Source organism: Pannonibacter sp. Q-1 (assembly GCF_054073275.1).
The window spans coordinates 457,276-478,545 of the sequence record NZ_JBSXNB010000004.1; the positions used below are offsets into that span (position 1 = coordinate 457,276).

At 62.1% G+C, this 21,270-nt stretch carries 26 protein-coding genes and 1 pseudogene; 10 read left to right on the forward strand and 17 right to left on the reverse strand.

Going from position 1 to position 21,270, the window contains the following annotated elements:
* Window positions 1-46: 46 nt before the first annotated feature.
* Both ACVNHC_RS13555 and ACVNHC_RS13560 read right to left on the reverse strand, forming a co-directional pair.
* Entirely contained in the window at window positions 47-1,264 is a 1,218-nt protein-coding gene (locus ACVNHC_RS13555; protein WP_457167567.1) for an LL-diaminopimelate aminotransferase, read from the reverse strand.
* 310 nt (window positions 1,265-1,574) lie between these two features.
* The gene (locus ACVNHC_RS13560) at window positions 1,575-1,913 is read right to left on the reverse strand and encodes a hypothetical protein (RefSeq protein ID WP_457167568.1); all 339 of its coding nucleotides are present in this window, start codon (window positions 1,911-1,913) and stop codon (window positions 1,575-1,577) included.
* A gap of 281 nt (window positions 1,914-2,194) precedes the next feature.
* Between ACVNHC_RS13560 and ACVNHC_RS13565 the strand changes: the two genes are divergently transcribed.
* Complete coding sequence (locus ACVNHC_RS13565; protein ID WP_050472773.1) at window positions 2,195-4,018, forward strand: PHA/PHB synthase family protein; 1,824 nt, start codon at window positions 2,195-2,197, stop codon at window positions 4,016-4,018.
* A gap of 27 nt (window positions 4,019-4,045) precedes the next feature.
* Window positions 4,046-4,714: a DUF6653 family protein gene (locus tag ACVNHC_RS13570; RefSeq protein WP_457167569.1), complete on the forward strand. Its 669-nt coding sequence runs from the start codon at window positions 4,046-4,048 to the stop codon at window positions 4,712-4,714.
* 415 nt (window positions 4,715-5,129) lie between these two features.
* Here ACVNHC_RS13570 and speB read toward each other — a convergent pair whose 3' ends face one another.
* The 3 genes from speB to ACVNHC_RS13585 all read right to left on the reverse strand — a co-directional run bounded on the left by speB (window position 5,130) and on the right by ACVNHC_RS13585 (window position 6,819).
* Entirely contained in the window at window positions 5,130-6,089 is a 960-nt protein-coding gene (gene speB / locus ACVNHC_RS13575) for an agmatinase (RefSeq protein WP_457167570.1), read from the reverse strand.
* A 123-nt stretch (window positions 6,090-6,212) separates the two neighbouring features.
* Window positions 6,213-6,521 (reverse strand): addiction module antidote protein, encoded by a 309-nt coding sequence (locus ACVNHC_RS13580; RefSeq protein ID WP_094461907.1) that lies wholly within the window; start codon window positions 6,519-6,521, stop codon window positions 6,213-6,215.
* A complete protein-coding gene (locus tag ACVNHC_RS13585) occupies window positions 6,496-6,819 on the reverse strand; it encodes a type II toxin-antitoxin system RelE/ParE family toxin (protein ID WP_457167571.1) in 324 nt (107 codons plus the stop codon). Before ACVNHC_RS13585 ends, ACVNHC_RS13580 begins: the two co-directional genes overlap by 26 nt.
* Window positions 6,820-6,978: 159 nt before the next feature.
* Between ACVNHC_RS13585 and guaD the strand changes: the two genes are divergently transcribed.
* Window positions 6,979-8,286: a guanine deaminase gene (guaD, locus tag ACVNHC_RS13590; protein WP_457167572.1), complete on the forward strand. Its 1,308-nt coding sequence runs from the start codon at window positions 6,979-6,981 to the stop codon at window positions 8,284-8,286.
* Between the two features lie 2 nt (window positions 8,287-8,288).
* On the opposite strand, the gene ACVNHC_RS13595 is transcribed toward guaD, so the two are convergent.
* The 6 genes and pseudogenes from ACVNHC_RS13595 to ACVNHC_RS13620 form a co-directional block, all read right to left on the reverse strand.
* A complete protein-coding gene (locus tag ACVNHC_RS13595; protein WP_457167726.1) occupies window positions 8,289-9,224 on the reverse strand; it encodes a hypothetical protein in 936 nt (311 codons plus the stop codon).
* 81 nt (window positions 9,225-9,305) lie between these two features.
* Window positions 9,306-9,470: pseudogene (locus ACVNHC_RS13600) on the reverse strand (DUF4236 domain-containing protein); the annotation flags it as partial.
* Window positions 9,451-10,335 carry an ion transporter gene (locus ACVNHC_RS13605; protein ID WP_457167573.1) on the reverse strand — a complete coding sequence of 295 codons (885 nt, stop codon included), beginning with the start codon at window positions 10,333-10,335 and terminating at the stop codon, window positions 9,451-9,453. The pseudogene ACVNHC_RS13600 and the gene ACVNHC_RS13605, both read right to left, overlap by 20 nt.
* Before the next feature lie 665 nt (window positions 10,336-11,000).
* The gene (gene rpsI / locus ACVNHC_RS13610; RefSeq protein ID WP_019966502.1) at window positions 11,001-11,474 is read right to left on the reverse strand and encodes a 30S ribosomal protein S9; all 474 of its coding nucleotides are present in this window, start codon (window positions 11,472-11,474) and stop codon (window positions 11,001-11,003) included.
* A gap of 2 nt (window positions 11,475-11,476) precedes the next feature.
* Window positions 11,477-11,941, reverse strand: coding sequence for a 50S ribosomal protein L13 (rplM, locus tag ACVNHC_RS13615; protein ID WP_019966501.1), 465 nt, complete (start codon window positions 11,939-11,941; stop codon window positions 11,477-11,479).
* A 205-nt stretch (window positions 11,942-12,146) separates the two neighbouring features.
* Window positions 12,147-12,581 carry a PaaI family thioesterase gene (locus ACVNHC_RS13620; protein ID WP_457167574.1) on the reverse strand — a complete coding sequence of 145 codons (435 nt, stop codon included), beginning with the start codon at window positions 12,579-12,581 and terminating at the stop codon, window positions 12,147-12,149.
* Window positions 12,582-12,704: 123 nt separating this feature from the next.
* Here ACVNHC_RS13620 and ACVNHC_RS13625 point away from each other — a divergent pair, with 123 nt between their 5' ends.
* The 3 genes from ACVNHC_RS13625 (at window position 12,705) to ACVNHC_RS13635 (ending at window position 14,389) form a co-directional block, all read left to right on the forward strand.
* Window positions 12,705-13,034: a DUF3088 domain-containing protein gene (locus ACVNHC_RS13625; RefSeq protein WP_457167575.1), complete on the forward strand. Its 330-nt coding sequence runs from the start codon at window positions 12,705-12,707 to the stop codon at window positions 13,032-13,034.
* A 93-nt stretch (window positions 13,035-13,127) separates the two neighbouring features.
* Complete coding sequence (locus ACVNHC_RS13630; protein WP_457167576.1) at window positions 13,128-13,952, forward strand: enoyl-CoA hydratase; 825 nt, start codon at window positions 13,128-13,130, stop codon at window positions 13,950-13,952.
* Complete coding sequence (locus ACVNHC_RS13635; RefSeq protein WP_094461913.1) at window positions 13,949-14,389, forward strand: CoA-binding protein; 441 nt, start codon at window positions 13,949-13,951, stop codon at window positions 14,387-14,389. The genes ACVNHC_RS13630 and ACVNHC_RS13635 overlap by 4 nt, the downstream gene beginning before the upstream one ends.
* 54 nt (window positions 14,390-14,443) lie before the next feature.
* On the opposite strand, the gene ACVNHC_RS13640 is transcribed toward ACVNHC_RS13635, so the two are convergent.
* Both ACVNHC_RS13640 and ACVNHC_RS13645 read right to left on the reverse strand, forming a co-directional pair.
* A complete protein-coding gene (locus ACVNHC_RS13640) occupies window positions 14,444-14,875 on the reverse strand; it encodes a CBS domain-containing protein (RefSeq protein ID WP_050472764.1) in 432 nt (143 codons plus the stop codon).
* Window positions 14,876-15,010: 135 nt separating this feature from the next.
* Window positions 15,011-15,787, reverse strand: coding sequence for a rhomboid family intramembrane serine protease (locus tag ACVNHC_RS13645; protein WP_208982653.1), 777 nt, complete (start codon window positions 15,785-15,787; stop codon window positions 15,011-15,013).
* Between the two features lie 454 nt (window positions 15,788-16,241).
* Between ACVNHC_RS13645 and ACVNHC_RS13650 the strand changes: the two genes are divergently transcribed.
* The 3 genes from ACVNHC_RS13650 (at window position 16,242) to ACVNHC_RS13660 (ending at window position 18,789) form a co-directional block, all read left to right on the forward strand.
* Complete coding sequence (locus tag ACVNHC_RS13650; protein WP_050472762.1) at window positions 16,242-16,886, forward strand: PAS domain-containing protein; 645 nt, start codon at window positions 16,242-16,244, stop codon at window positions 16,884-16,886.
* A gap of 97 nt (window positions 16,887-16,983) precedes the next feature.
* Window positions 16,984-17,640, forward strand: coding sequence for a PilZ domain-containing protein (locus ACVNHC_RS13655; RefSeq protein WP_050472761.1), 657 nt, complete (start codon window positions 16,984-16,986; stop codon window positions 17,638-17,640).
* A 534-nt stretch (window positions 17,641-18,174) separates the two neighbouring features.
* Window positions 18,175-18,789, forward strand: coding sequence for a transglutaminase-like cysteine peptidase (locus ACVNHC_RS13660; RefSeq protein ID WP_058899545.1), 615 nt, complete (start codon window positions 18,175-18,177; stop codon window positions 18,787-18,789).
* A gap of 175 nt (window positions 18,790-18,964) precedes the next feature.
* On the opposite strand, the gene ACVNHC_RS13665 is transcribed toward ACVNHC_RS13660, so the two are convergent.
* From ACVNHC_RS13665 to ACVNHC_RS13675, 3 genes are all read right to left on the reverse strand, one after another.
* Window positions 18,965-19,492 (reverse strand): gamma carbonic anhydrase family protein, encoded by a 528-nt coding sequence (locus tag ACVNHC_RS13665; protein WP_457167577.1) that lies wholly within the window; start codon window positions 19,490-19,492, stop codon window positions 18,965-18,967.
* A 28-nt stretch (window positions 19,493-19,520) separates the two neighbouring features.
* Complete coding sequence (locus tag ACVNHC_RS13670; RefSeq protein ID WP_082205917.1) at window positions 19,521-19,850, reverse strand: DUF6949 family protein; 330 nt, start codon at window positions 19,848-19,850, stop codon at window positions 19,521-19,523.
* Between the two features lie 89 nt (window positions 19,851-19,939).
* Window positions 19,940-20,074, reverse strand: coding sequence for a hypothetical protein (locus ACVNHC_RS13675; RefSeq protein ID WP_282097384.1), 135 nt, complete (start codon window positions 20,072-20,074; stop codon window positions 19,940-19,942).
* Here ACVNHC_RS13675 and ACVNHC_RS13680 point away from each other — a divergent pair.
* The gene (locus ACVNHC_RS13680; protein WP_094461917.1) at window positions 20,073-20,786 is read left to right on the forward strand and encodes a hypothetical protein; all 714 of its coding nucleotides are present in this window, start codon (window positions 20,073-20,075) and stop codon (window positions 20,784-20,786) included. The two genes, ACVNHC_RS13675 and ACVNHC_RS13680, sit on opposite strands and share 2 nt — an antisense overlap.
* Window positions 20,787-20,928: 142 nt before the next feature.
* Here ACVNHC_RS13680 and ACVNHC_RS13685 read toward each other — a convergent pair whose 3' ends face one another.
* Window positions 20,929-21,153 carry a DUF3126 family protein gene (locus tag ACVNHC_RS13685; RefSeq protein ID WP_050472757.1) on the reverse strand — a complete coding sequence of 75 codons (225 nt, stop codon included), beginning with the start codon at window positions 21,151-21,153 and terminating at the stop codon, window positions 20,929-20,931.
* Window positions 21,154-21,270: the final 117 nt, after the last annotated feature.

Genomic DNA, 21,270 nt, shown 5'->3' on the forward strand with positions numbered 1-21,270 from the left:
CAGCCGGTTTAGTCCGGGTGCCGGGCACCCCCGGCCTGTGAGAAGGTCAGCGCGCCGCGCTGACCGGCACGACGTTGTGCAACGTTTCATCCGCCGTTTCAAGGAAACGGCGCAGGTTGCGTGCAGCCTGACGCAGGCGCTTCTCGTTTTCGACGAGGCCGATGCGCACATAGTCATCGCCATATTCACCGAAGCCGATGCCCGGTGCGACGGCGATCTCCGCCTTCTCCAGCAGCAGCTTGGAGAATTCGAGGCTGCCGAGCGAGCGGAACTTCTCCGGGATCGGCGCCCAGGCGAACATGCTGGCTTCCGGAGCCGGAATATCCCAGCCGGCGCGGCCGAAGCTTTCCACCAGCACATCGCGGCGGCGCTTGTAGGTGTTGCGCATCTCCACGATGCAGTCTTCCGGCCCGTTGAGCGCAGCCGTTGCCGCCACCTGGATCGGCGTGAAGGCGCCGTAATCGAGGTAGGACTTGACGCGGGCAAGCGCCGCCAGAAGCCGCTCGTTGCCGACGGCAAAGCCGACACGCCAGCCCGGCATGGAGAAGGTCTTTGACAGGGAGGTGAACTCCGCCGTCACCTCGATGGCGCCCGGCACCTGCAGCATGGAAGGCGGCGGCGTATCACCGAAATAGATCTCGGAATAAGCCAGATCCGACAGGATGAAGATGTCGTGCTTGCGCGCAAAGGCCACCACATCCTTGTAGAACTCCAGATCCGCCACATAGGCGGTCGGGTTCGCCGGATAGCACATGATCACGGCAATCGGCTTGGGCACCGAGTGGATGACCGCACGCTCCAGCGCGTGGAACACTTCCGGTCCCGGCTCGGCGGGAATCGCGCGGATCGCGGCACCGGCCATCAGGAAGCCGAAGGTGTGGATCGGGTAGCTGGGGTTGGGGCTCAGCACCACATCGCCCGGCGCGGTGATCGCCTGGGCCATGTTGGCAAAGCCTTCCTTGGAGCCGAGCGTCGCCACCACCTGGGTGTTCGGGTTCAGCTTCACGCCGAATCGGCGCTCATAGTAGGCTGCCTGGGCCTTGCGCAGGCCGGTGATGCCCTTGGAGGCGGAATAACGGTGGGTGCGCGGGTCCTGCACCACTTCGGTCAGCTTCTCGACGATATGCGGGGGCGTCGGCAGATCCGGGTTGCCCATGCCAAGGTCGATGATGTCCGCGCCCTGCGCTCGTGCCGCCGCCTTGAGCTTGTTGACCTGCTCGAAGACGTAAGGGGGCAGTCTGCGGGTCTTGTGAAACTCTTCCATGGCGCGGGCCTCGCGTTCCTCTGCTGCTAGCCGAACACATCCGGCGGTTGTTTCCCGCCAGATTCGCTGACCACCTGGTCAGACGCAGCAAGAGGCGCATGCGGCCAGTTGCTGTGTGGCGCTCTTCTTATCAGCACCACTTCACTTGCGCACGCACCTTCAAGGGCCTGCGCCGTGTTTTTTTGGTGGCTTATGACAGTGTTCCCTCAACAGCCCGCCATGCGCAGGCCTCACCGGAACCCGGCCAAGCCCGAATGGCGCCTGAACCTCTTCAAGGCGTGAGGCGTCAGCACCCTGGCGCCTTCTTGACTTACTGCCCTTCAATTTCCTGAAGCGCCGCCTTGCCATGGGCATCGCGCAGGCGCGCCAGCTCGGCCGCGGACGCTGACGTGCCATTGCGTCCCGCCGCGGCGGCCCGTGCCTCGGACAGTTTCTTCAGCCGTTCCAGATTCGCCTCACGCGCCTCGCTGTCCAGCACGCCGGAGACGTCTTCCCCGTCCTGCGCAATCGTCGGCGGCAGAGGCGGCAGGGAATTCTGCGGGCGCGCTCCGGTAACGGGCGCGCTCACCATGCTGAAAACGGACGTATCCGGCTCGCTTGCGCAGCCGCCCAACAGCACCACCACACCCAAAGCCGCAATCGCTCTCACCGTCTCAAACCTCCGGAAGGCGCACGGCACCAGGGCCAGCGCGCAAAACATCTGGCCGCTTATAACCCCGCGAACGGCTCGCGGTCACTCGCCAATCCGGTGTTTTTCGGATTTCCCGCCAGCATCAGTTGATTATGCTAGAAATCAGCGTTCGCCCTTGATCCATTCCGTGTCATAAATCGGAACGGCAACATTGATAATGAACGCAGCAAAGCAGCCCAAAAAGCCGCAAGGCCGGCAGCGCAGAGAAAAAGCAGTCCGATAGGGAGGGGAACCCTGACATGGCAGATGACCGCCGGAACGCAGACGAACAGAACAATCCGGTCATGCAGTACATCGTCAACAATCCGGAAGCCTTTGCGCAGAATCTGGCGAAGATGATGGAGAACGGCGGCAAGGCTTTGGCCGCCTATCTGGAGCCCCGCGAGAAGGGGGAAGCCTCGTCCCAGACCCCGGATGAGCTGACCTCCGTCGTCAAGACGCTGGCGCAGGTCGGCGAATACTGGATGTCCGATCCCCAGCGCGCCATCGACGCCCAGTCGCGGCTGTGGGGCGGCTACATCAATCTGTGGAACTCCTCCCTCAAGCGCATGATGGGCGAGCCTTCGCAGCCCGCCGTCACGCCCCCGCCGCGCGACAAGCGCTTCGAGGACCCGGACTGGAACGAGAACCAGTTCTTCGATTTCCTCAAGCAGCTCTATCTGATCACCAGCAACTGGGCCCAGTCCATGGTGAGCGAGGCCGAGGGGCTGGACGAGCACACGAAGCACAAGGCCGATTTCTACGTCCAGCAGCTGTCAAATGCGCTGTCTCCGTCCAATTTCGTGCTGACCAACCCGGCGCTGCTGAAGGAAACACTGGCCTCCAACGGCGAGAACCTCGCCCGCGGCATGGAATTTCTGGCCGAAGACATCAAGGCCGGGCACGGCGACATCAAGATCCGCCAGACCGACGCCAGCAAGTTTGCCCTTGGCAAGAACCTCGCTCTCACGCCGGGCAAGGTCATCGCCCGCAATGACGTATGCGAGGTGATCCAGTACGATCCAGCCACGGAAACCGTGCTGAAGCGCCCGCTGCTGATCGTGCCGCCCTGGATCAACAAGTTCTACATTCTCGATCTGACGCCGGAGAAGTCCTACATCAAATGGGCGGTGGATCAGGGCCACACGGTCTTTGTCATCTCCTGGATCAACCCGGATGAGCATCAGGCGCAGAAGAGCTTCGAGCATTACATGCGCGAAGGCATTCTGAGCACGCTGGACGTGATCGCCAAGACCACGAAGGAAACCAAGGTCAACGCCATCGGCTATTGCGTCGGCGGCACGCTGCTGGCCGTGACGCTGGCCTATATGGCCGCCACCGGTGATGACCGTATCGCTTCGGCCACCTTCTTCACCACGCAGGTGGATTTCACCTATGCCGGCGATCTGAAGGTCTTCGTGGACGAGGAGCAGATCGCCATTCTGGAAAAGCGGATGGCCGAGCGCGGCTATCTGGACGGCTCGAAGATGGCGTCCGCCTTCAACATGCTGCGCTCCAACGATCTGATCTGGCCCTACGTGGTCAACAACTACCTGCGCGGCAAGGAGCCCTTCCCCTTCGACCTGTTGTTCTGGAACTCCGACTCCACCCGCATGCCGGCGGCGAACCACTCCTTCTACCTGCGCAACTGCTATCTGGAGAACAACCTCTCCAAGGGCAAGATGGAGATCGGCGGCCAGAAGCTGGACCTGAAGAAGGTCACCATTCCGGTCTATAATCTGGCGACGAAGGAAGACCACATCGCCCCGCCGCATTCGGTGTTCAAGGGCTCGTCCTGCTTCGGCGGGCCGGTGGACTACATCCTTTCCGGCTCCGGGCACATCGCCGGTGTGGTCAATCCGCCCGCACGCGGCAAGTACCAGTACTGGACCGGCGGCAAGCCGGAAGGTGCCTACGAGGACTGGCTGAAGACGGCGGTGGAACACCCCGGCTCCTGGTGGCCGCATTGGGATGCCTGGCTGCGCCAGCAGGACGGCAGCACGGTGAAGGCCCGCAAGCCGGGCGCGCACCGGGTGAAAATCCTGGGTGACGCACCGGGAACTTACGTTAAGATAAAGGCCTGATCCGGAGGATCGGATTGCTGCCGCGCAATGGGCGCGGCAGATGCTCAGGGAGCGGTTTCGGGGCACGCCGTCAAGACGATGGAAAACGCAAGGCAATTGAGGCCGCAGGCGGGGAACACCCGCATCCGTCCCGCCGTCATGCCGGCCGGACAGATCCGCTGGCTCGGCATGAATGCGAAGGTCTGGCAGCGCCACGCCAGCGGCTGGAGCGTGTGGACCCGCTTTGCCACCCTGCCGGTGCTGCTGCTGGCCGTGTGGAGCCACAGCATGATCGGCCTGCCCGGCGCACTGGCGGCCACCGGCCTCGTGCTGATCTGGCTCTGGCTCAATCCGCGCCTGTTTCCACCGCCCCGCCGCACGGACCGCTGGCACGTGCGCGCCACCTTTGGCGAGCGGATCTGGCTGAACCGCATGTTCGTGCCGATCCCGCAGGAAATGTCCCGCACCGCGCTCGCCCTGTCTCTGCTGGCCGGCGCCGGTTTCATTCTGGCGCTGTGGGGCGCTGCGGAAAACATGCTGGCTCTGACGCTTGGCGGCGCTGCCCTCACCTATGCCGGCAAGATGGCCTTCCTGCATCAGATGACAAAGCTCTACGCGCGGATGAAGGACAGCCACCCGCTCTACAAGGCCTGGTCCCTGACCCCGCAAAACGACAACAGCAGCCCCTCCGGCTTGTTCAACCGCAAGCACGGATAAGAGCTGCGCGGTCAGCGGCTGTCCGCACGGCATTACCCCTTACCGCAGCGTCGCCCCGGCCTTTTGAGCCGGGGCCTACTCGCTCGCAGAGAGATGCCACCCCCTCGGGAGCTGACGCTCATACCAAGGCGCCGAGACGCTGACTCATCACGGCTTGAAATTGCGCAGGCGCCGCACGGGCTTGACCAGCTCTCGATGAGGCAAACTCATCGAGAGCTGGTCTTAGCAGATCTCATGTGCCCGTGGTGCCTGCTGCCGTTCACCTCACCACTCTGCAAACGAGTGGTCCCCGGGTCTGCGCTTCGCTCCGCCCTGGGCGACGCCGGATATGCGGCACGCTGGTGCTTCCATCTGCGCAGATGCATTCTCCGCCCCGTCCCAGCCTTGTGAACCGCCGCCAGGCCACAGCATCACCTCACCCCTGCCGCTTCTTTTCAGCCAGCAGCCCGAGGTAATGCTGGGCCACACTGGCGCCGGCGATGGAGGTGATGTCGGCGTGGTCATAGGCCGGCGCCACTTCCACCACGTCGCCGCCAACGAAATTGAGCGGCCCGAGGCGGCGCAGGATCATCAGCGCTTCGCGCGAGGTGAGCCCGCCCGCCACCGGTGTGCCCGTGCCCGGCGCAAAGGCCGGGTCGAGGCAGTCGATGTCGAAGGTCATGTAGGCCTTGGCATCGCCCACCCGGTCGCGGATCATCTCCACGACGCCATTGACGCCGAGCAGCTCGACCTCTTCGCCATAGAGGATCTCAAGGCCGCAGGTTTCAGGCGCATGGGTGCGGATGCCGATCTGGATCGACTTTTCGGGGTCAATCAGCCCCTCGCGCACGGCGCGGCCCGTAATCGTGCCATGGTCGATGCGCCCGCCATCATCCGGCCAGGTGTCCTGATGGGCATCGAACTGCACCAGCGCCAGAGGCCCGTGCTTGGCCACATGCGCCCGCAGCAGCGGCAGCGTAACGAAGTGGTCACCGCCGATGGAGAAGAGATGCACGTCCTGATCCAGAATCTCGCGCGCCTGCGCCTCGATGCAGCCCGGGATTTCGGCGTTGCGGCCATAATCGAACGCGCAGTCGCCGTAATCCACCACGGCCAGCCCCTCGAACGGATCGGCATGGAACGGATACTGCGGGTCGCCATCAAAGATCGCCGAAGCGCGGCGCACGCCCTGCGGGCCAAAGCGCGCGCCGGGACGGTTGGACACCGAGGCATCAAAGGGAATGCCCAGCACCGCCGCATCCACGCCCGTGAGATCGCGGCTGTAACGCCGGCGCATGAAGGACAGCACGCCGCCATACGTGGGCTCATGCGAGCCGCCGGTCACGCTGTTGCCGAACACCGCATTGTCGGTCGGACGGGGACGCTTGAAAGACATGGGAACTCCGGAAAAGTCAGACGCACGGGGCCGCCTGCCCCGCGCCGCGACCCTAGCCCAGCCATTCGGGAAAACAAGAGGCCTTGCCGGAACATCAAGACATCTTCGTGCGTCAGCCAGCTTTCACGCGCTCTGGCGTTCCGCCGGATCCTGGGGTTCGGCTGTCAGCCGCACGCCGAGCGCCTTCATCACCGCCAGAGTTGTCCGCAATGTCGGATTGCCGCTGGCACTGAACGACCGGTAGAGCTGCTGCCGGGAAAGGCCCGTCTCCGCCGCAATCTGGCTCATGCCCTTGGCCCGTGCCACGACACCCAGCGCATGAGCGATATAGGCGGGATCCTCCGATGCGAAGGCTTCTGCCATGAAAGCAGCAATTGCCTCGCCGGAGCCAAGGGCTTCCGCTGGATCAAATGTGCTGATCGGGTGAACCATCTCCAGCCTTCCACTCTGCAAGCAGCCGTTTGGCTGCCTTGATGTCCCGGTCCTGGGATCCCTTGTCGCCGCCGCAAATCAGAAGAACGAACTCATCGCCATTGCGGATGAAGTAGATCCTGTAACCGGGGCCATGATGAATGCGCAGCTCGCTGATGCCATCGCCCACGGCACGCACATCACCGGCATGCCCGAACGAAAGCCGGTCCAGCCGGGAGGCTATTACACCTCGGGCATGCTCATCCTTCAGCCGCGACCACCATTTGCGAAATGTCTCGGTTTGCTTCAGGACAAGCATGATGAAATGTAGTCTTTAAACGACAGCAAAGCAATCCCCCACCCTTGTGCCGCCCCCTCCCCCTCATTAAAAGGGAAGGGTTTGGCGGCTGGCTGCCCAATCCCAAATGCCCTATTCCGGCTGCCCCGCCCATCTGCCCGCACACAGGAGATCAGACCCTTGCCTCACGCCCCCACAAAGCTGCTGCGCGGCCGGACCGTTTCGTTTCTGCGCCGTCCCATGGGCGCGGGCGATGAGGGGGCGCTGGCGGTGCATGAGGATGGCGGGCTCCTGATCGAAAACGGGCTGATCACCGCTGCGGGTGATTTCGCCGCTGTGGCCGCAAAGGCGCCGGAAGGGACGCCCGTCACCGACCACCGCCCGCACTTGATCCTGCCAGGCTTCATCGACACGCATCTGCATTTCCCGCAGGCGCAGGTGATCGCCTCCTGGGCGGACCAGCTGCTGGACTGGCTGAACGACCACACCTTCCCCGCCGAACAGCGCTTTGCGGACAAGGCCCATGGCGCGCGCATCGCCAGCACCTTCTACGACACGCTCATCGCCCACGGCACCACCACGGCGGTGGCCTATTGCTCCAGCCACCCCAATTCGGTCGAGGCCTATTTCGAGGAGGCGGAGCGGCGCGGCATGCGCATGCTGGGCGGCAAGACCATGATGGACCGCAACGCCCCCGCCGCCCTGTGCGACACGGCCCAGAGCGCCTATGACGACAGCCGTGCCCTGCTTGAAAAATGGCACGGACGGGGCCGCGCGCTCTACGTCATCACCCCGCGCTTTGCCATCACCTCCACGCCGGAACAGCTGGAGGCGGCCGGCACGCTGCTGCGCGAGTTTCCGGACTGCCACCTGCAGACCCACATCAACGAAAACCTCAACGAAATCAGCTACACGCTGGAGCTCTACCCGCAGGATGCGGATTATCTCGCCATCTATGAGCGCTACGGCCTTCTGGGCCGCAAGACCCTGCTCGGCCACTGCATCCACATGAACGGCCGGGAGCTTTCCGTGATGCGGGAGACGGGTTCGGTGGCCGTGTTCTGCCCCACGTCAAACCTCTTCCTCGGCAGCGGACTGTTCGACAAGGCACGCATGGACAGCGCGGGCGTGCGCAGCGCCATCGCCACGGATATCGGCGGCGGCACGTCCTATTCCATGCTGCGCACGCTGGACGAAGGCTACAAGGTGCTGCAACTCCAGCGCCAGCGCCTCCACCCCTATGAGACCTTCTACTGGGCCACCCGAGGCAATGCCGAAAGCCTGTCCCTCGCAGACAGGATCGGCACGCTGGAGCCCGGCACGGAAGCCGACATCATCATCCTCAACCCCGCCGCCACCCGCGAAATGGCCCTGCGCGCCGAGACCGCCCGCTCCCTGGCGGATGAACTCTTCATCCTGCAGACGCTGGGCGATGACCGGGCGGTGGTGGAGACTTATGTGGGGGGCGTGGGGATGAAGGGGGGATGAGGTCAGGGAAGAGGCGTGATCGCCCGCAACTCATTTCCCCGGGTCATATCACGGATCAAATGAAAGCACTCAAGTGCTGCCTGCACATCGATCACGTCAAGATTGCTGAAGTTGATCGTTTCCCAACCGCTTCTCTCAATCCTGGCTGAGAGGATGTAGAATTCGCTGACCCGCCCCTTCGATGGATCCAACTGTTGCGTAAATCCCGAAACAGTCACTTGGCGAACTCGAGGTAACGCTGCGAACACCTCCCCAGCAACCCGAAATAGGGTAGCATGTGCGAGGTAACAAAAGTCACGTCTCATTTGGGCACTGCTTCGCTGCCTCCAACGGATGTTCACCCCGCGGGCAGGAGGTAGCGCTTCGCGCGCGGGCAATTCCTCCAAAGATGGAAGATCTATGTCCAGACTGATTGTCGTAGCATCATCACCGAAGTCGAATAGTATGTCGGTCGGCTTCGCCCAAACAACATCGCCAAAGCGGCTCTCAAGGGCTTTTGATTGTGCGTCCACGTCGCCAGCTTGGACACGTATGTTCAGCTCTTTGACTTCTGCCGCAAATGTATCGAAGGCGCGGACAGCGTCGCGCCATTCCTCCATCGCGTCATCGTAACGCTGAAGCAGCAGTGCATTCTCCTCCCCATTTTTTCGGGTACGCAAGAACAGTCTGTCCCAGAAACCGGGCACATTCAGGATAGGTTTCGCAGGCTCCTCCGGCAACTCAGACAACACCTCAAGCGGTTGGTAAACCGGTGCCGGAGTACTGAGATGCACCGCAAGGCAGGCTTGGAGCTCCTGATTGAGCTTTTCGACCGCATTTGAGATCAGTTGGTCAATAAGTTGAGGTTCGCTCTCCCGGACACGCCTGATCAGCGCTTGCGGCGCAGGCGCCCCGTCCGGCAGCCTGAATTGCATCTGTCCATCGCTATCGATCTCCACCGAAACCTGCACCGTGGATTCTGATCTCTGCCGATCAGAACGGCTTCGCCGGCCGCCGCCGATTTTCTCACGGTGAGATAGGCCGGTACCAGGAAGGCCTATGTTCCTGTATACCCCTCCAGGACCAGCACTGAACGAAAACCCCCGTGGACCGACTGACAGACCAAGACCACTTCTTGAAAAATTCACGTTCACACCCGGCGCGATGCGGATACGGCGCTGAAACCTAATTGCCATTCGGATCATCTCCTTCTCCGGATTCAGCCGCTCTGCGGTCGCGCTTTTGCACAACTTCGCTGAATGCAGAGGCGAGGATGCCCGCAGGCATCGCAATCAAACCAATCCCCATAACTGCCGTAAACGTCGCAAAGAACCGCCCCAGAGGGGTTATGGGGACGATATCTCCATAACCAACAGTGGTGAGAGTTGCCATGGACCACCACATAGCGCGCGGAATGCTTCCAAACGCTTCGGGTTGCCCCTCGGCCTCCGTCACATAAAGCAGCGAGGCTGAAACCAGCATGAGCACGCCCGCAATGATAAGGCTGACGCATAACTCGTAACGGCGCTTTATGACAGCAGACGAAATATCCCTGAAAGCCTGTGAAAACCTGCCAAGCTTTGCGAGTCTCAGGAGACGGAACAGCCGCAACAGACGAAGCAAGACCCCCTCCACGCCAATCAACGTGAATGCCATTGTGGCAATGACAAGCAAGTCGATGACTGCAAGTGGCCTGATCACATAAGCCAGACGATTTCGGTATGAGGGGTTTTCCGGGGCGCACCACAACCTAAGAAGGTATTCCAAACTGAAGAAAACAAGGAGCACCCACTCAAAGCCATAAAAGAACGACGAAAATCGACTTATGATCGTCGATTCAGTCTCAAGAATAACCAAGATGACTGAAAACAAGATCACCCAGACAACAACCGTGTTCAGGATTGACAGGCCACGGCCTTGATAAAGGTCAACATCCAGTTGCCGGGCCAGTCTTGCTCTAAGACGGATCTCAGGGGCCGCAATATTCTCAGACTTTTCCATCTTCGGCCCCGCCTTCCCCATCATATGATCACGCAGTCGAGTGCCTGTTTCCCTGGATTGGGTGATCATAGTGTCTCAAGCGTATCGGCTGCTCCTGAACAGGGTCAATACTTCTTCGTATTTAACGCAGAACTTGCAAGCGGGTTTGAACATCAAGCTCACAGCCTCCCCAACAGGTCCCGGCTCAAGGCCGGGACGGCGCGGTGGAGGGGCTTGGACCGGACGTCCCCAACATGGGGGCATCCGGCACTTTGCCGTGGCGAACGCGCCGCGTTTCGTTACGTAGTAGCGACGGTGATAACGGGTGCAAATCGCAGGCTGTGAGATGGGTTTCCCAGCGCCTGCCCGCTCTCCGCGCCGCCCCGGCCTTGTGCCGGGGTCTGGTCCGTTTCCTGAGCCTTTCCGCCCGGCTCCCGTCACGTTCCACCAGCACAGGCGGCAGAAGCCTGCAGGCGCCGGGCTTCAGGAAAAGCTGTAAGGGGTACAAAGGCACCGCCCCAAGAAAACCAGCAAACCCGCCGTTCACACCAGATCAGGCTTCTCGCAAACGTCCAGCTTCTCCATCATCATCCCCGGCCTTGTGCCGAGGACCTCTACAAATCAACGGCTTGCAGATGGCCGGGACAAGCCCGGCCATGACGATCGGGAGGAATGCATGCTTGCCCCCCAAAACAAAAAAACCCGCCGGTTCGCACCAGCGGGTTCTTTCTTGTGTCTGACAAGCAGCTGAAGGATCAGCGCTTGGAGAACTGGAAGGAACGGCGGGCCTTGGCGCGGCCGTACTTCTTGCGCTCGACCACGCGGCTGTCGCGGGTGATGAAGCCTTCCTTCTTGAGGATGCCGCGCAGTTCCGGCTCGTAATGGGTCAGGGCCTTGGAGATGCCATGACGCAGAGCGCCGGCCTGGCCGGACAGGCCGCCACCGGTGACGGTGGCAACGATGTCATACTGGCCATCGCGGTTGGTCAGCAGGATCGGCTGACGCAGGATCATCTGCAGGACCGGACGGGCGAAGTATGCCGTGTAGTCCTTGCCGTTGACGGTGATCTTGCCGGTGCCCGGCTTGACCCAGACGCGGGCAATCGCGTCCTTGCGCTTGCCGGTGGCATAGGCGCGGCCATGGGCGTCCAGCTTCTGGACATGAACCGGAGCTTCGACGGCTGCCGAAACGGCGCCCTTCAGCTGGTCCAGGGATTGCAGCTCAGCCATGCTCAAGCCCTCTTCGCGTTCTTTTCGTTGAGGCTCTTGACGTCGACGGTGACCGGCGTCTGAGCTTCATGCGGGTGGGTCGGGCCAGCGTAAACCTTGAGGTTCTTGAGCTGGCGGCGGGACAGCGGGCCGCCCGGCATCATGCGCTCGACAGCCTTCTCGAGCACGCGCTCGGGGAAACGGCCTTCGATGATGGCGCGTGCAGTACGCTCCTTGATGCCGCCCGGGTGGCCGGTGTGCCAGTAGTACTTCTTGTTTTCGTACTTGCGGCCCGTCAGCACCACCTTGTCAGCGTTGACGACAATGATGTTGTCGCCACAGTCAACGTGCGGAGTAAAGGTCGGCAGATGCTTGCCACGCAGATGGCTGGCGATGTAGGCAGCCAGACGGCCTACGACCATGCCTTCAGCGTCGATCAAGATCCACTTTTTCTCGACCTCAGCCGGCTTGGCAGAGAAGGTCTTCATGTGTCTGATCCGTGAATCGTCGGTGAAACCAGAACGGCGGCTTGGCAGGACACAGATCCCGCACGGCACACCGTGTGTTCGGGCAGGGTGATACGCGTTCGCCAGCAAACCGTCAAGGCGAAACATTTGCGCCATGCCGTAAATTACATATATAAATCAAAGACTTGAAAAAACGGTATCTGAATACCGCATAAATCTTGCCGTTTTAACCCTGCCGGCGCGGCGGAATCGAGTAGGTGGCGGTGGCGTGAGCGGCCATTTCGCCCTCCCCGTCCCCGCAGATGGCGCAATCCACCACGGCGAGCCGCTGGCCGAGCTTGAGAATCCGGCAGGTGGCGATGAGACCGCCCGGCGCGGGCTTCCTCAGGAAGTTGATGTTGAGATTCGTTGTCACCGCCAGCGCCACCGGGCCGATATGGGCAAGGATCACCACATAGGCGGCAAGATCAGCCAGCGCCATCATCGAAGGGCCGGACACCGTGCCGCCGGGCCGCAGGTGCCGCTCGCTGGCGGTAAAGCGCAGGGCGGCGAGCCCCGGCGCGATCTCCTCCACTTGGGTGAGCGGCCCATCCAGATAGACCTGCGGAAATTCGGTCCGCAGAAACGCCTCCACCTCGTCCACGCTCATCACCGGCTGCATCGCGTTCCCCTTCCCGTTCCAAGATCACTCTTGCCGGAAACGCGGCCCTTGCCAACCGGGAGGGGCATCGGCCAAATGACGGAGGCCCGCGCCTGCCGCTGCGGGCAAGGCACAGGAGCTTTCATGAAGGACATTCTTTTCCTGCTGCGTCCCGGCTTCACGGACCCGGCCTATCCGGGTGACGTGTTCTACTGCTGGCACTGCGCCCTGATGGAGGGCATCCTCGCCTCCTTTCCTGATCTGGCACAGAAACTCGATGTGCGCCGCATCGCCTGGCCGCGCCCGCGGGCAGACGTGGCGGAGCTGATCGGCGCTGAAAACCAGAGCCTGCCGGTGCTGGTTCTGACGAGCGAACCGGTGGACCCAAGCGGCGCGCCGCAGTTCATCAATGACAAGGATGAAATCCTGAAAGCCCTCAGCGACCGCTACGGCTTCCCCCTGCCCCATCCCTGACACATCGCCACCTGGCTGCCCCTTTTGCCTGCTTCCCCGCTGGCCCGGCTGCTGTATGCTCCGGCCACATCGTGACCATGCCGGGAAAGCAGAATGCAGAAGACAGAAGACACCGCCGCAGCCGAAACCCGCCCGCTGATCGGCAAGCTGCTGCACAATGGCGTGCTGCGCCTTGTGCTGCAGCAGCCGGAGCAGATGAATGCCCTGTCGCGGGCGATGATGACCGCGCTGTCCGCCGAGCTGGAGCTGGCGGCCATTGACCCGGCGGTGCACGTCATCCTGCTGGGGGCCGAGGGCAAGGTGTTCTGCGCCGGGCATGACCTGAAAGAGCTGACGGCGGCCCGCGCCGAGGCAGACCGGGGCCGCGCCACCTATGAAGCCATCATGCGCCAGTGCTCGGACCTGATGCAGCAGATCGTGCGCCTGCCCAAGCCGGTGATTGCGGTGGTGACGGGCGTTGCAACGGCGGCCGGCTGCCAGCTTGTCGCCTCCTGCGATCTGGCGATTGCCACGGACACGGCCACCTTCTGCACGCCGGGCGTCAACATCGGTCTGTTCTGCTCCACGCCCATGGTGGCGGTGAGCCGCAATGCCAGCCCCAAGCAGGCGATGGAGATGCTGCTGACGGGGGAAAGCATCGATGCCTCCACCGCCAAGTCCTTCGGCCTCATTAACCGCATAGTTCCCGGCGACTATCTGGAACAGGTCGTGCAGAAATATGCCGAGGTCATCGCCTCCAAGTCGCCGCTGACGCTGAAGATTGGCAAGGAGGCGTTCTACCGCCAGCTCGAAATGCCGCTGGGCGAAGCCTATGACTATGCCGCGTCGGTGATGGTGGAGAACATGATGGCCCGCGACGCGGAAGAAGGCATCAATGCCTTCCTGCAGAAGCGCAAACCCGAATGGACCGGAGAATGACCATGACGCCCGCCTATCCCGACAGCCTGATCCGGCAGATCCTTGAAGAGACGAAGACCATCGCCATCATCGGCGCCAGCGCCAATGCAGACCGGCCGGTGCATCACGTGATGGAATTCCTGATTGATCAGGGCTACGAGGTCTATCCGGTCAACCCGGGGCTTGCCGGCAAGGAGCTGCTGGGCCGAACGGTCTATGCCAGCCTCACGGACATTCCCGTGCCGGTGGATATGGTGGATATCTTCCGCGCATCCGATGCGGTGCCTGGCATCGTTGCCGAGGCGCTGGCGCTGGCCAGCCTTCCGAAGGTGATCTGGATGCAGATCGGCGTCGAGCACGCGGAAGCAGCCGCCAAGGCGGAAGCTGCCGGGCTGACGGTGATCATGAACCGCTGCCCCAAGATCGAGTATCCGCGCCTGTTTCCTGCAGGCAGATAAACAGCCTGCCGGCACTCGCAGCCCCGGCAGGCGTGCCGGGGCCACGCAAGGCCTTTACGCCATGGCGATGTAATTGCGCATCTGCTCGGCTTCCTCTTCCACCTGTGCGATGCGGTGCTTGACCACGTCGCCGATGGAGATGAGGCCGGTCAGCTTGCCGCCGGACACCACAGGCATGTGGCGGAAGCGGCCGGATGTCATCCGGGACATGATGCTGTTGAGCGTATCGCCTTCAGATGCGCTGATCACGGTGCGGGTCATGACGGCCGTCACCGGCTTGTTCAGGGCTTCCGGCCCCTCCGCCCCGATGACACGCACGATATCACGTTCCGAAACGATGCCTTCGATGTGCCGCTTCGCATCAGTGATCACCACCGCGCCAATCCGCTTTTCCGCAAGAAGCTTGCAGATGTCGCCGGCCGTGGCCGACGAACTTGCCGTGATCACGTCACGGCCTTTGGTATTGAGAATCGAAGCTACTGTCATGCTGCTCTCCCGATAGCTGACGTGGCACCGGCTACCTCCCAGTTCCTCCCGGCGGTAACCTGACGTTCATCATGCCCCCAAAAGCGCAAAGGATGCAAATCCTGCATTGGGCGGAGAGCTTCACTTCACGTCACATTATCGAAACCGCCGGACAGGGTCGAAATAGGGGAACAGGAGAAACCCGGCCAGAAAGCCGCCCACATGCGCTTCCCAGGCGATATCCCCGGAGGCACCGAGAAGCTCCCCGCCCGCCACGCCGAACAGCAGGTTGATGCCGAACCACAGGATCAGGAGATTGCGGACGCGGGCATTCAGCAGGGCATCGCGCAAGGGCGCAACCGGCAGCTCATAGGCCCGCGGATCATTGCGGTTTCCGCCGGCCATCGGCCCGCCCGGCTGAAAGGCGAAACGGAACACCGCCGCCATCTGTCCGGACACGGCGGCGGAGGCGCCAATCACCGGCACAGCCTCGCCGAAATGCAGCGCCAGATGCACCAGAACGCCGGCGATGGCCGCCACCGCGCTCAGGGCGAGAAAACGGACGGTGCCGAGGCGGACCGCCAAAGGCGGCGCAAAGGCAATCATCCAGGCCATGTTCATGCCCACATGCGCCCAGCTGCCATGAAGGAAGGCATAGGTCAGAAACGACCAGACGTCCGCCGCATATCCGCCCGGCACGAGCCCGGCGCCGAAAAGCTCCGCGCTGTAACGGGCAGGCCAGAAGCCGAACAGCACCAGAATCTCGTAATTGGCATCCGCGCTCAGAAACTCCGTGCGGATCAGGTGGACCACCAGCATGAGACCGGCCAGAACGGCCACCACGGCAGGAATGTTGAAGGCCTTCTGGCTTGGCGGGAGCGGGCCTTGCGGCGGCAGGCCACTGGAGGGACCAATCGGCTGGGGCTGGTTCATTTTGACCGGTTCAATCCTGACATCTGTTTCACTTGCGGACATTGAGGATGCCCGGTTCATGTCCAGACACTTAAGGATCTGCCCCGGAAAGACAAGACAAAGACAAGGCGCCCGCCGCCTTGCCGGCAACGGGCGCCTCATAACCTGTTCCGAACCCCGCACCTGCCGCAAGGCCCGGATAAATGCGCCGCAGTGTGACCGGTCCGGCCGTCCGGATCTCTTGCACCTGGCTGCAATCAGCCTGTGCCAAAGCAATTTCCGGAGCAAGCGCAAGCTTGGAGTAACCTTAAAAATCCGTTCAAACTTTAGGAAAGCCGGTGATTTTTTCACCCACCGGCGCATTTGGCATAGTAAATGCTCTGTAACCGGCAGAACCAGCGCAGGCGCGGAGAAATGTCCCAGATAAGGACACGCATGCCGCAGCGGCGCACAAGTGGCAGAAGGACCGGTCAAAATGAAGCATGGCGTCAACCGTACCCTTTATCAGTATTGGGACGAACTGCGCGGCACCCGCACCGCCCCGAACCGGTCGGAGATCGACCCGGGCCGGATTCGCGGTCTGCTCGGCGACACCTTCATCCTGGAAGCCGTCGATCAGGACACCTACCGCTACCGCCTCGCAGGAACCCGTCTTTGCTCCACCCATTGCCGCGAGCTGAAAGGCCGCAACTTCCTGCGCGGCTGGGGAAATGAGGACCGCGAAGCCCTCGCCTCCGTCATGGCCGCCATCACTGAAGATGCGGCGGCGGCGGTTATCGGCGTCGACGGGCACACCGAGCGCAATCAGGTTCTGAAGATGGAAATGCTGCTGCTTCCCCTGCACATGCCGGGCGAAGGCCGCAGCCGCATCCTTGGCGCCAGCGCCAGCTTCGAGCGTCCCTACTGGCTGGGCCTGCATCCCATTTTGAACCAGTCCATCTCCAGCCTGCGGCTGATCTGGCCTGATGAGCGCCCGTCCTTCCTGACAGGCACCCCTGCCCCGCGCCGCACGGCTGTTCCGCAGATCATCAATGGCGGACAGGCCCATCTTGCCGCGCCGTCGATGGAAGGGACGAGACGGGTCGGGCATCTGACTGTCTATGACGGCGGCAAGATCTGAAAAGTCTTGGGCTGATCTTACGCAATGTTAATAGTCCCCGCCTATCGTGTCCGTGGAGAACAAGATTCCTCCCGCATAAGATAGGGAAACAAGATCCATGACAGCAGCAGAAGCTGCCAGGCCCGCGCCCGGTCTGCCCGCCAAGGGCACGGACCGGCGCCGTCACCAGCGCGTGAAGGTGAACGTCCTCGGCCGCTTCATGCTGGAAAACCGGCAGGAATATCCTTGTCAGGTCGTCAACATGTCGCCCGGCGGCATGGCACTCATTGCCCCTGTGGCAGGACGTGTGGGCGAAAAGGTGGTGGCCTACCTGGACCATATCGGCCGGGTGGAAGGAACGATCACACGCGAGATCGACGGCGGCTTTGCCGTGGCGCTGGCCAACACGCCGCGCAAGCGTGACAAGATCGCCAGCGTGCTGACCTGGCTGGCCAACCGCAACGAGCTGAACCTGCCGGAAGACCGGCGCCACGAGCGTTTCGTGCCGAAGAACCCGATCACCCGGATCGTTCTGCCCGATGGCACCGCCTATACCTGCCGCATCATCGACGTATCACTGTCCGGCGCTGCGCTCTCCTGCCCGGCACGTCCGCCGATCGGCACCGAGATCGCCCTTGGCCGGATGCGGGCGCGTGTTGTCCGCCATCTGGAAGAAGGCATCGCCCTGGAATTCGCCGTGATCCAGAATCAGGCCCTGCTCGAACAGCATATGGTGCCGGATGATCCGCAGGATGGCAGCACGCCGCCGGCATAGCGCCAGCGTGGCCCCTATCGCCCTTCCGGTGCAGTCACCGGAAACCGGCATTGCCTTTCAGAATGACACCGCAAAGAGATCCCGGCCCAAAGCCGGGATTTTTTTGTGCGGAAGGCCTCTCAACCATTCCTTCCTCTCAAGGCTCATGCCCCCGCCTTGCCGCAGAGTGAGGCCGCCTCCCGGGGAAGGAATTCGGCAGGGCAAATACGCCTGGCAACACAGAAAATCCCCGTATGGTTTCGGCTTCCTTTCCTCGCCCGCGCGAGGCGGAAACGGCTTCCGGACAGGTTCCCGGTGAGCCAGCCTTCAACCCCGGCCGCCCGATTTCTGAAAATCCATTTTGAAATCATTGACTTGCGCAAGATCCGTAAAACTTTATTCAAATCAAGATAAAACTCAATTCAAAATCAAATAAAATAAAGAAAAAACTCAAGTAAAATTCAGATAAACATCATGGAAAAAGCGATGACCTGACTTAGACGCAAATAAAATTGCAGATGCAATGGTGTCGTCAGCCTTGGGGAGGGCGACGACATGAAGATAAAGATCTGGAAGCCAATCATCGCATGCGCTGCCTTTGCGGCAGCCATCTATGCCACAGCAGCAAGCGCCAATCCCGGCCGCTATATGGCCATGGCCGGAGCTGCGGCAGCGCCGCAGGGACATCTCGTCTTCTGCAAGGAACATCCGGCGGCCTGCGCGGCCCGCACCGACAAGCCAGTTGTCGTGAAGCTCTCGGAAGAGCGCTTCGAGGAACTGCTTTCGGTCAATGCCACCGTCAACCGGGAAATCCGTCCCGTGACGGACATGGAACAGTTCGGCGTGCCCGAGTACTGGACCTTTCCGGACAATGGCATTGGCGACTGCGAGGAATATGTGATCGAAAAGCAGCGCCGTCTGCTGAAGGCCGGCTGGCCCGCAAGCGCGCTGCTGATCACGGTGGTGAAGGACATCAACAACGAAGGCCATGCGGTCCTGACGGTCCGCACGGATCAGGGCGACCTGATCCTCGACAACCAGATCGAGGCCGTGCTGCCCTGGTACTCGACGCCCTACCGCTACGTGAAGCGGCAGGCCACGACATCGGCAGCCGCCTGGACCAGCATTTCCGATACCCGCGTCACCACCGTGGCCAGCATCGGAAACTGAGACCCGCATACGGAAGCGTTCCGGGACGTCCCGGAGCCCGACAGAACAGCCCGGCCGCGTCCCCACCCTCCCCATCCCAACCACGGCCGGGTTCAGGGAGCCGGTCCGCCCCCGCGAGACCGGCTCCCGCCTTTTCAGGCGTATAGCGGCGGACCATCATCATTCAGTCGTGAGTTCAAAGGGGCGCCAGCCCGGCCTTGAACCTCTGCCAGTTGCGCACGTAGCCTGCGGCCGATTTGCGCAGGCCTTCTTCGGCCGCGGCATCCAGCGTCCGCGCAACACGGCCCGGCATGCCCACCACCAGCGAATTGTCCGGAATTTCCTTGCCCTCGGGGATCAGCGCATTGGCGCCCACGATGCAGTTGCGGCCGATCTTGGCGCCGTTCAGCACCGTCGCGCCCATACCGATGAGGGAATTGCTGCCGATGGTGCAGCCGTGCAGGATGGCCTTGTGGCCGATGGTGCAGCCCTCGCCGATCGTCAGAGGATAGCCCATGTCCGTGTGCAGCACGCAGCCGTCCTGGACATTGCTGTTCTTGCCGACGAGGATCAGTTCATTATCGCCGCGCAGCACGGCGCCGAACCAGACGCTCGCCCCCTCCTCCACCCGCACCGACCCGATCAGCACCGCCGTCGGCGCCACCCAGCAGGCTCCGTCAGCAGCAAGTTCCGGCGTCCGGTCTTCAAGGCGGTAGAGCGTCATGTTTTCCTCCCGGTCTGTCACACCGGGATCACGACCACGAGTTGGCAAGCCCCAGCGCAAAATGCATTACGAGGACACCAGAGCACAGGCTCCACATGCCTGCAATGGTGGAGGAGGCCACCAGCCAGCCGACCGGGCGCCCTTCCAGCCGCCGTCCACGGATGGCATTGCGCATGATGATGAAGGGTCCGGCGAAGACACAGACCAGAACAACCCCCAGAATTCCTGCGATACTGTGCGCCGGGATCTGGAAACTGGGTGGCGAGTCGGTAACAAGTTGATAAGCGCTTCCAACCAGGCCCGCTGCAACGAAGCCGGCGCAGCCCATGTAAACGGCAAGCAGCAGTTCAAGAAGCACGGCATTAACCTCTTGTTAACCATCGGGGCGTGAGTCTGTCCTCACGGAGACAGGAGGGGAAGTGCAAACCGCATGCCGGTTTCCGGCGGTCACGAACGGAACAGAAACCAAGCGAATGCAGCAACCATCACAGGTCTGCCCATACCGTTCTGGAACATCTGTCCTGCTTTGGCACGGAAATGCTGACGGCTGCTTTGCGCGCAGAGCCGAAAGGTGGCGGCCATGATGCCGGTCACCCTACCCAAGGCAACAGGTTACCGGCCGTTCCATTCCGCCCTGATTCTGACGCTGCTGGTGCTGCTGACCCTTGCCTATATTGCAAAGATGATTGGCGGCTGGATTGAACAGGCCTCCACCCGAATGGAGCTGCGCACGGCCGAGGCCAGCCTTGTCACGCTCTGGCTTGGCGACCGCAGGGTGACGGTTCCCATGAACATGCTGCCCAAGCCGGAGCAGCGCAAGGAAGGCTCGTTCCATGAGCGGCTGACCCTGGAAGTCAACTGGCCCTCCATGACGGGCTATGCCGGCACCAGCGGGAACAGGGGCAGCCGGGCCGCTGCGGAACTGCCGGTCACCGTGGAACTGATGGCATCCCGCAAGGTCGAAACGGTCATGGAGCGGATGGACACCACGCTGCGGCGCCTTGCCGCCGGAAAGCCGCAGGTGGGACAGGCCGGTCTCTACATGCTCGACATGTCCGGCAAGGCGGGCGCCAGCGAAGACGTCCTGTTCTACGAGGACGACGGCACAGGGCTTGAAACCGGATTTGCCGCCCGCTGCAGACTGCCGAAAGATGCTCCGGCAAGCTGCCTGCGCGACATGCGCCTCGCCCCGGATCTCGTGGCCAGCTACCGCTTCGACATGAAGCTGCTCAGCAGCTGGGGCCGGCTGGACCGGCAGATGGGCGCCCTTTTCGAGAGTTTCCTGCCGCATTGATAGCTGGGCGGCCCCGAACCGGTTGCGCCGAACCGGAAAACAGAAGGGACGCGCCTTGCAGCTTTGCGCAGGGCACGTCCCTTTCAGATCAGTTCCGGCAGCCGGCGCCGCTTGCCCATGGCTCCAGCGGCGGCTTGCCGGATCAATCCTCGTCGTCTTCCTCGAGGTCCATCTCCAGGATGGCCATCTGGAAGCTCCAGCTCAGGTCCTCGTCCTCATCATCACGGAAGACAACGCCGATGAACTCGTCGCCGATATAAACCTCGGCGGAATCGTCCTTCTTCGGACGGGCCTTCACCTTCATGGACGGCAGGTTGAACTTGCGCTGCAGATAGGCTTCCAGCTTCTTGATTTCGTCGGCTTTCACGTCTTTCGCTCCTTTCGGGTCCCCGTATTTCACGGGTGCGGAACCTACACGAACAGCGCCGTGAGCCAACCGCCGGAACCGTCTTTCCCCGGAATCATGGGCTTTCCCACAGGGGGA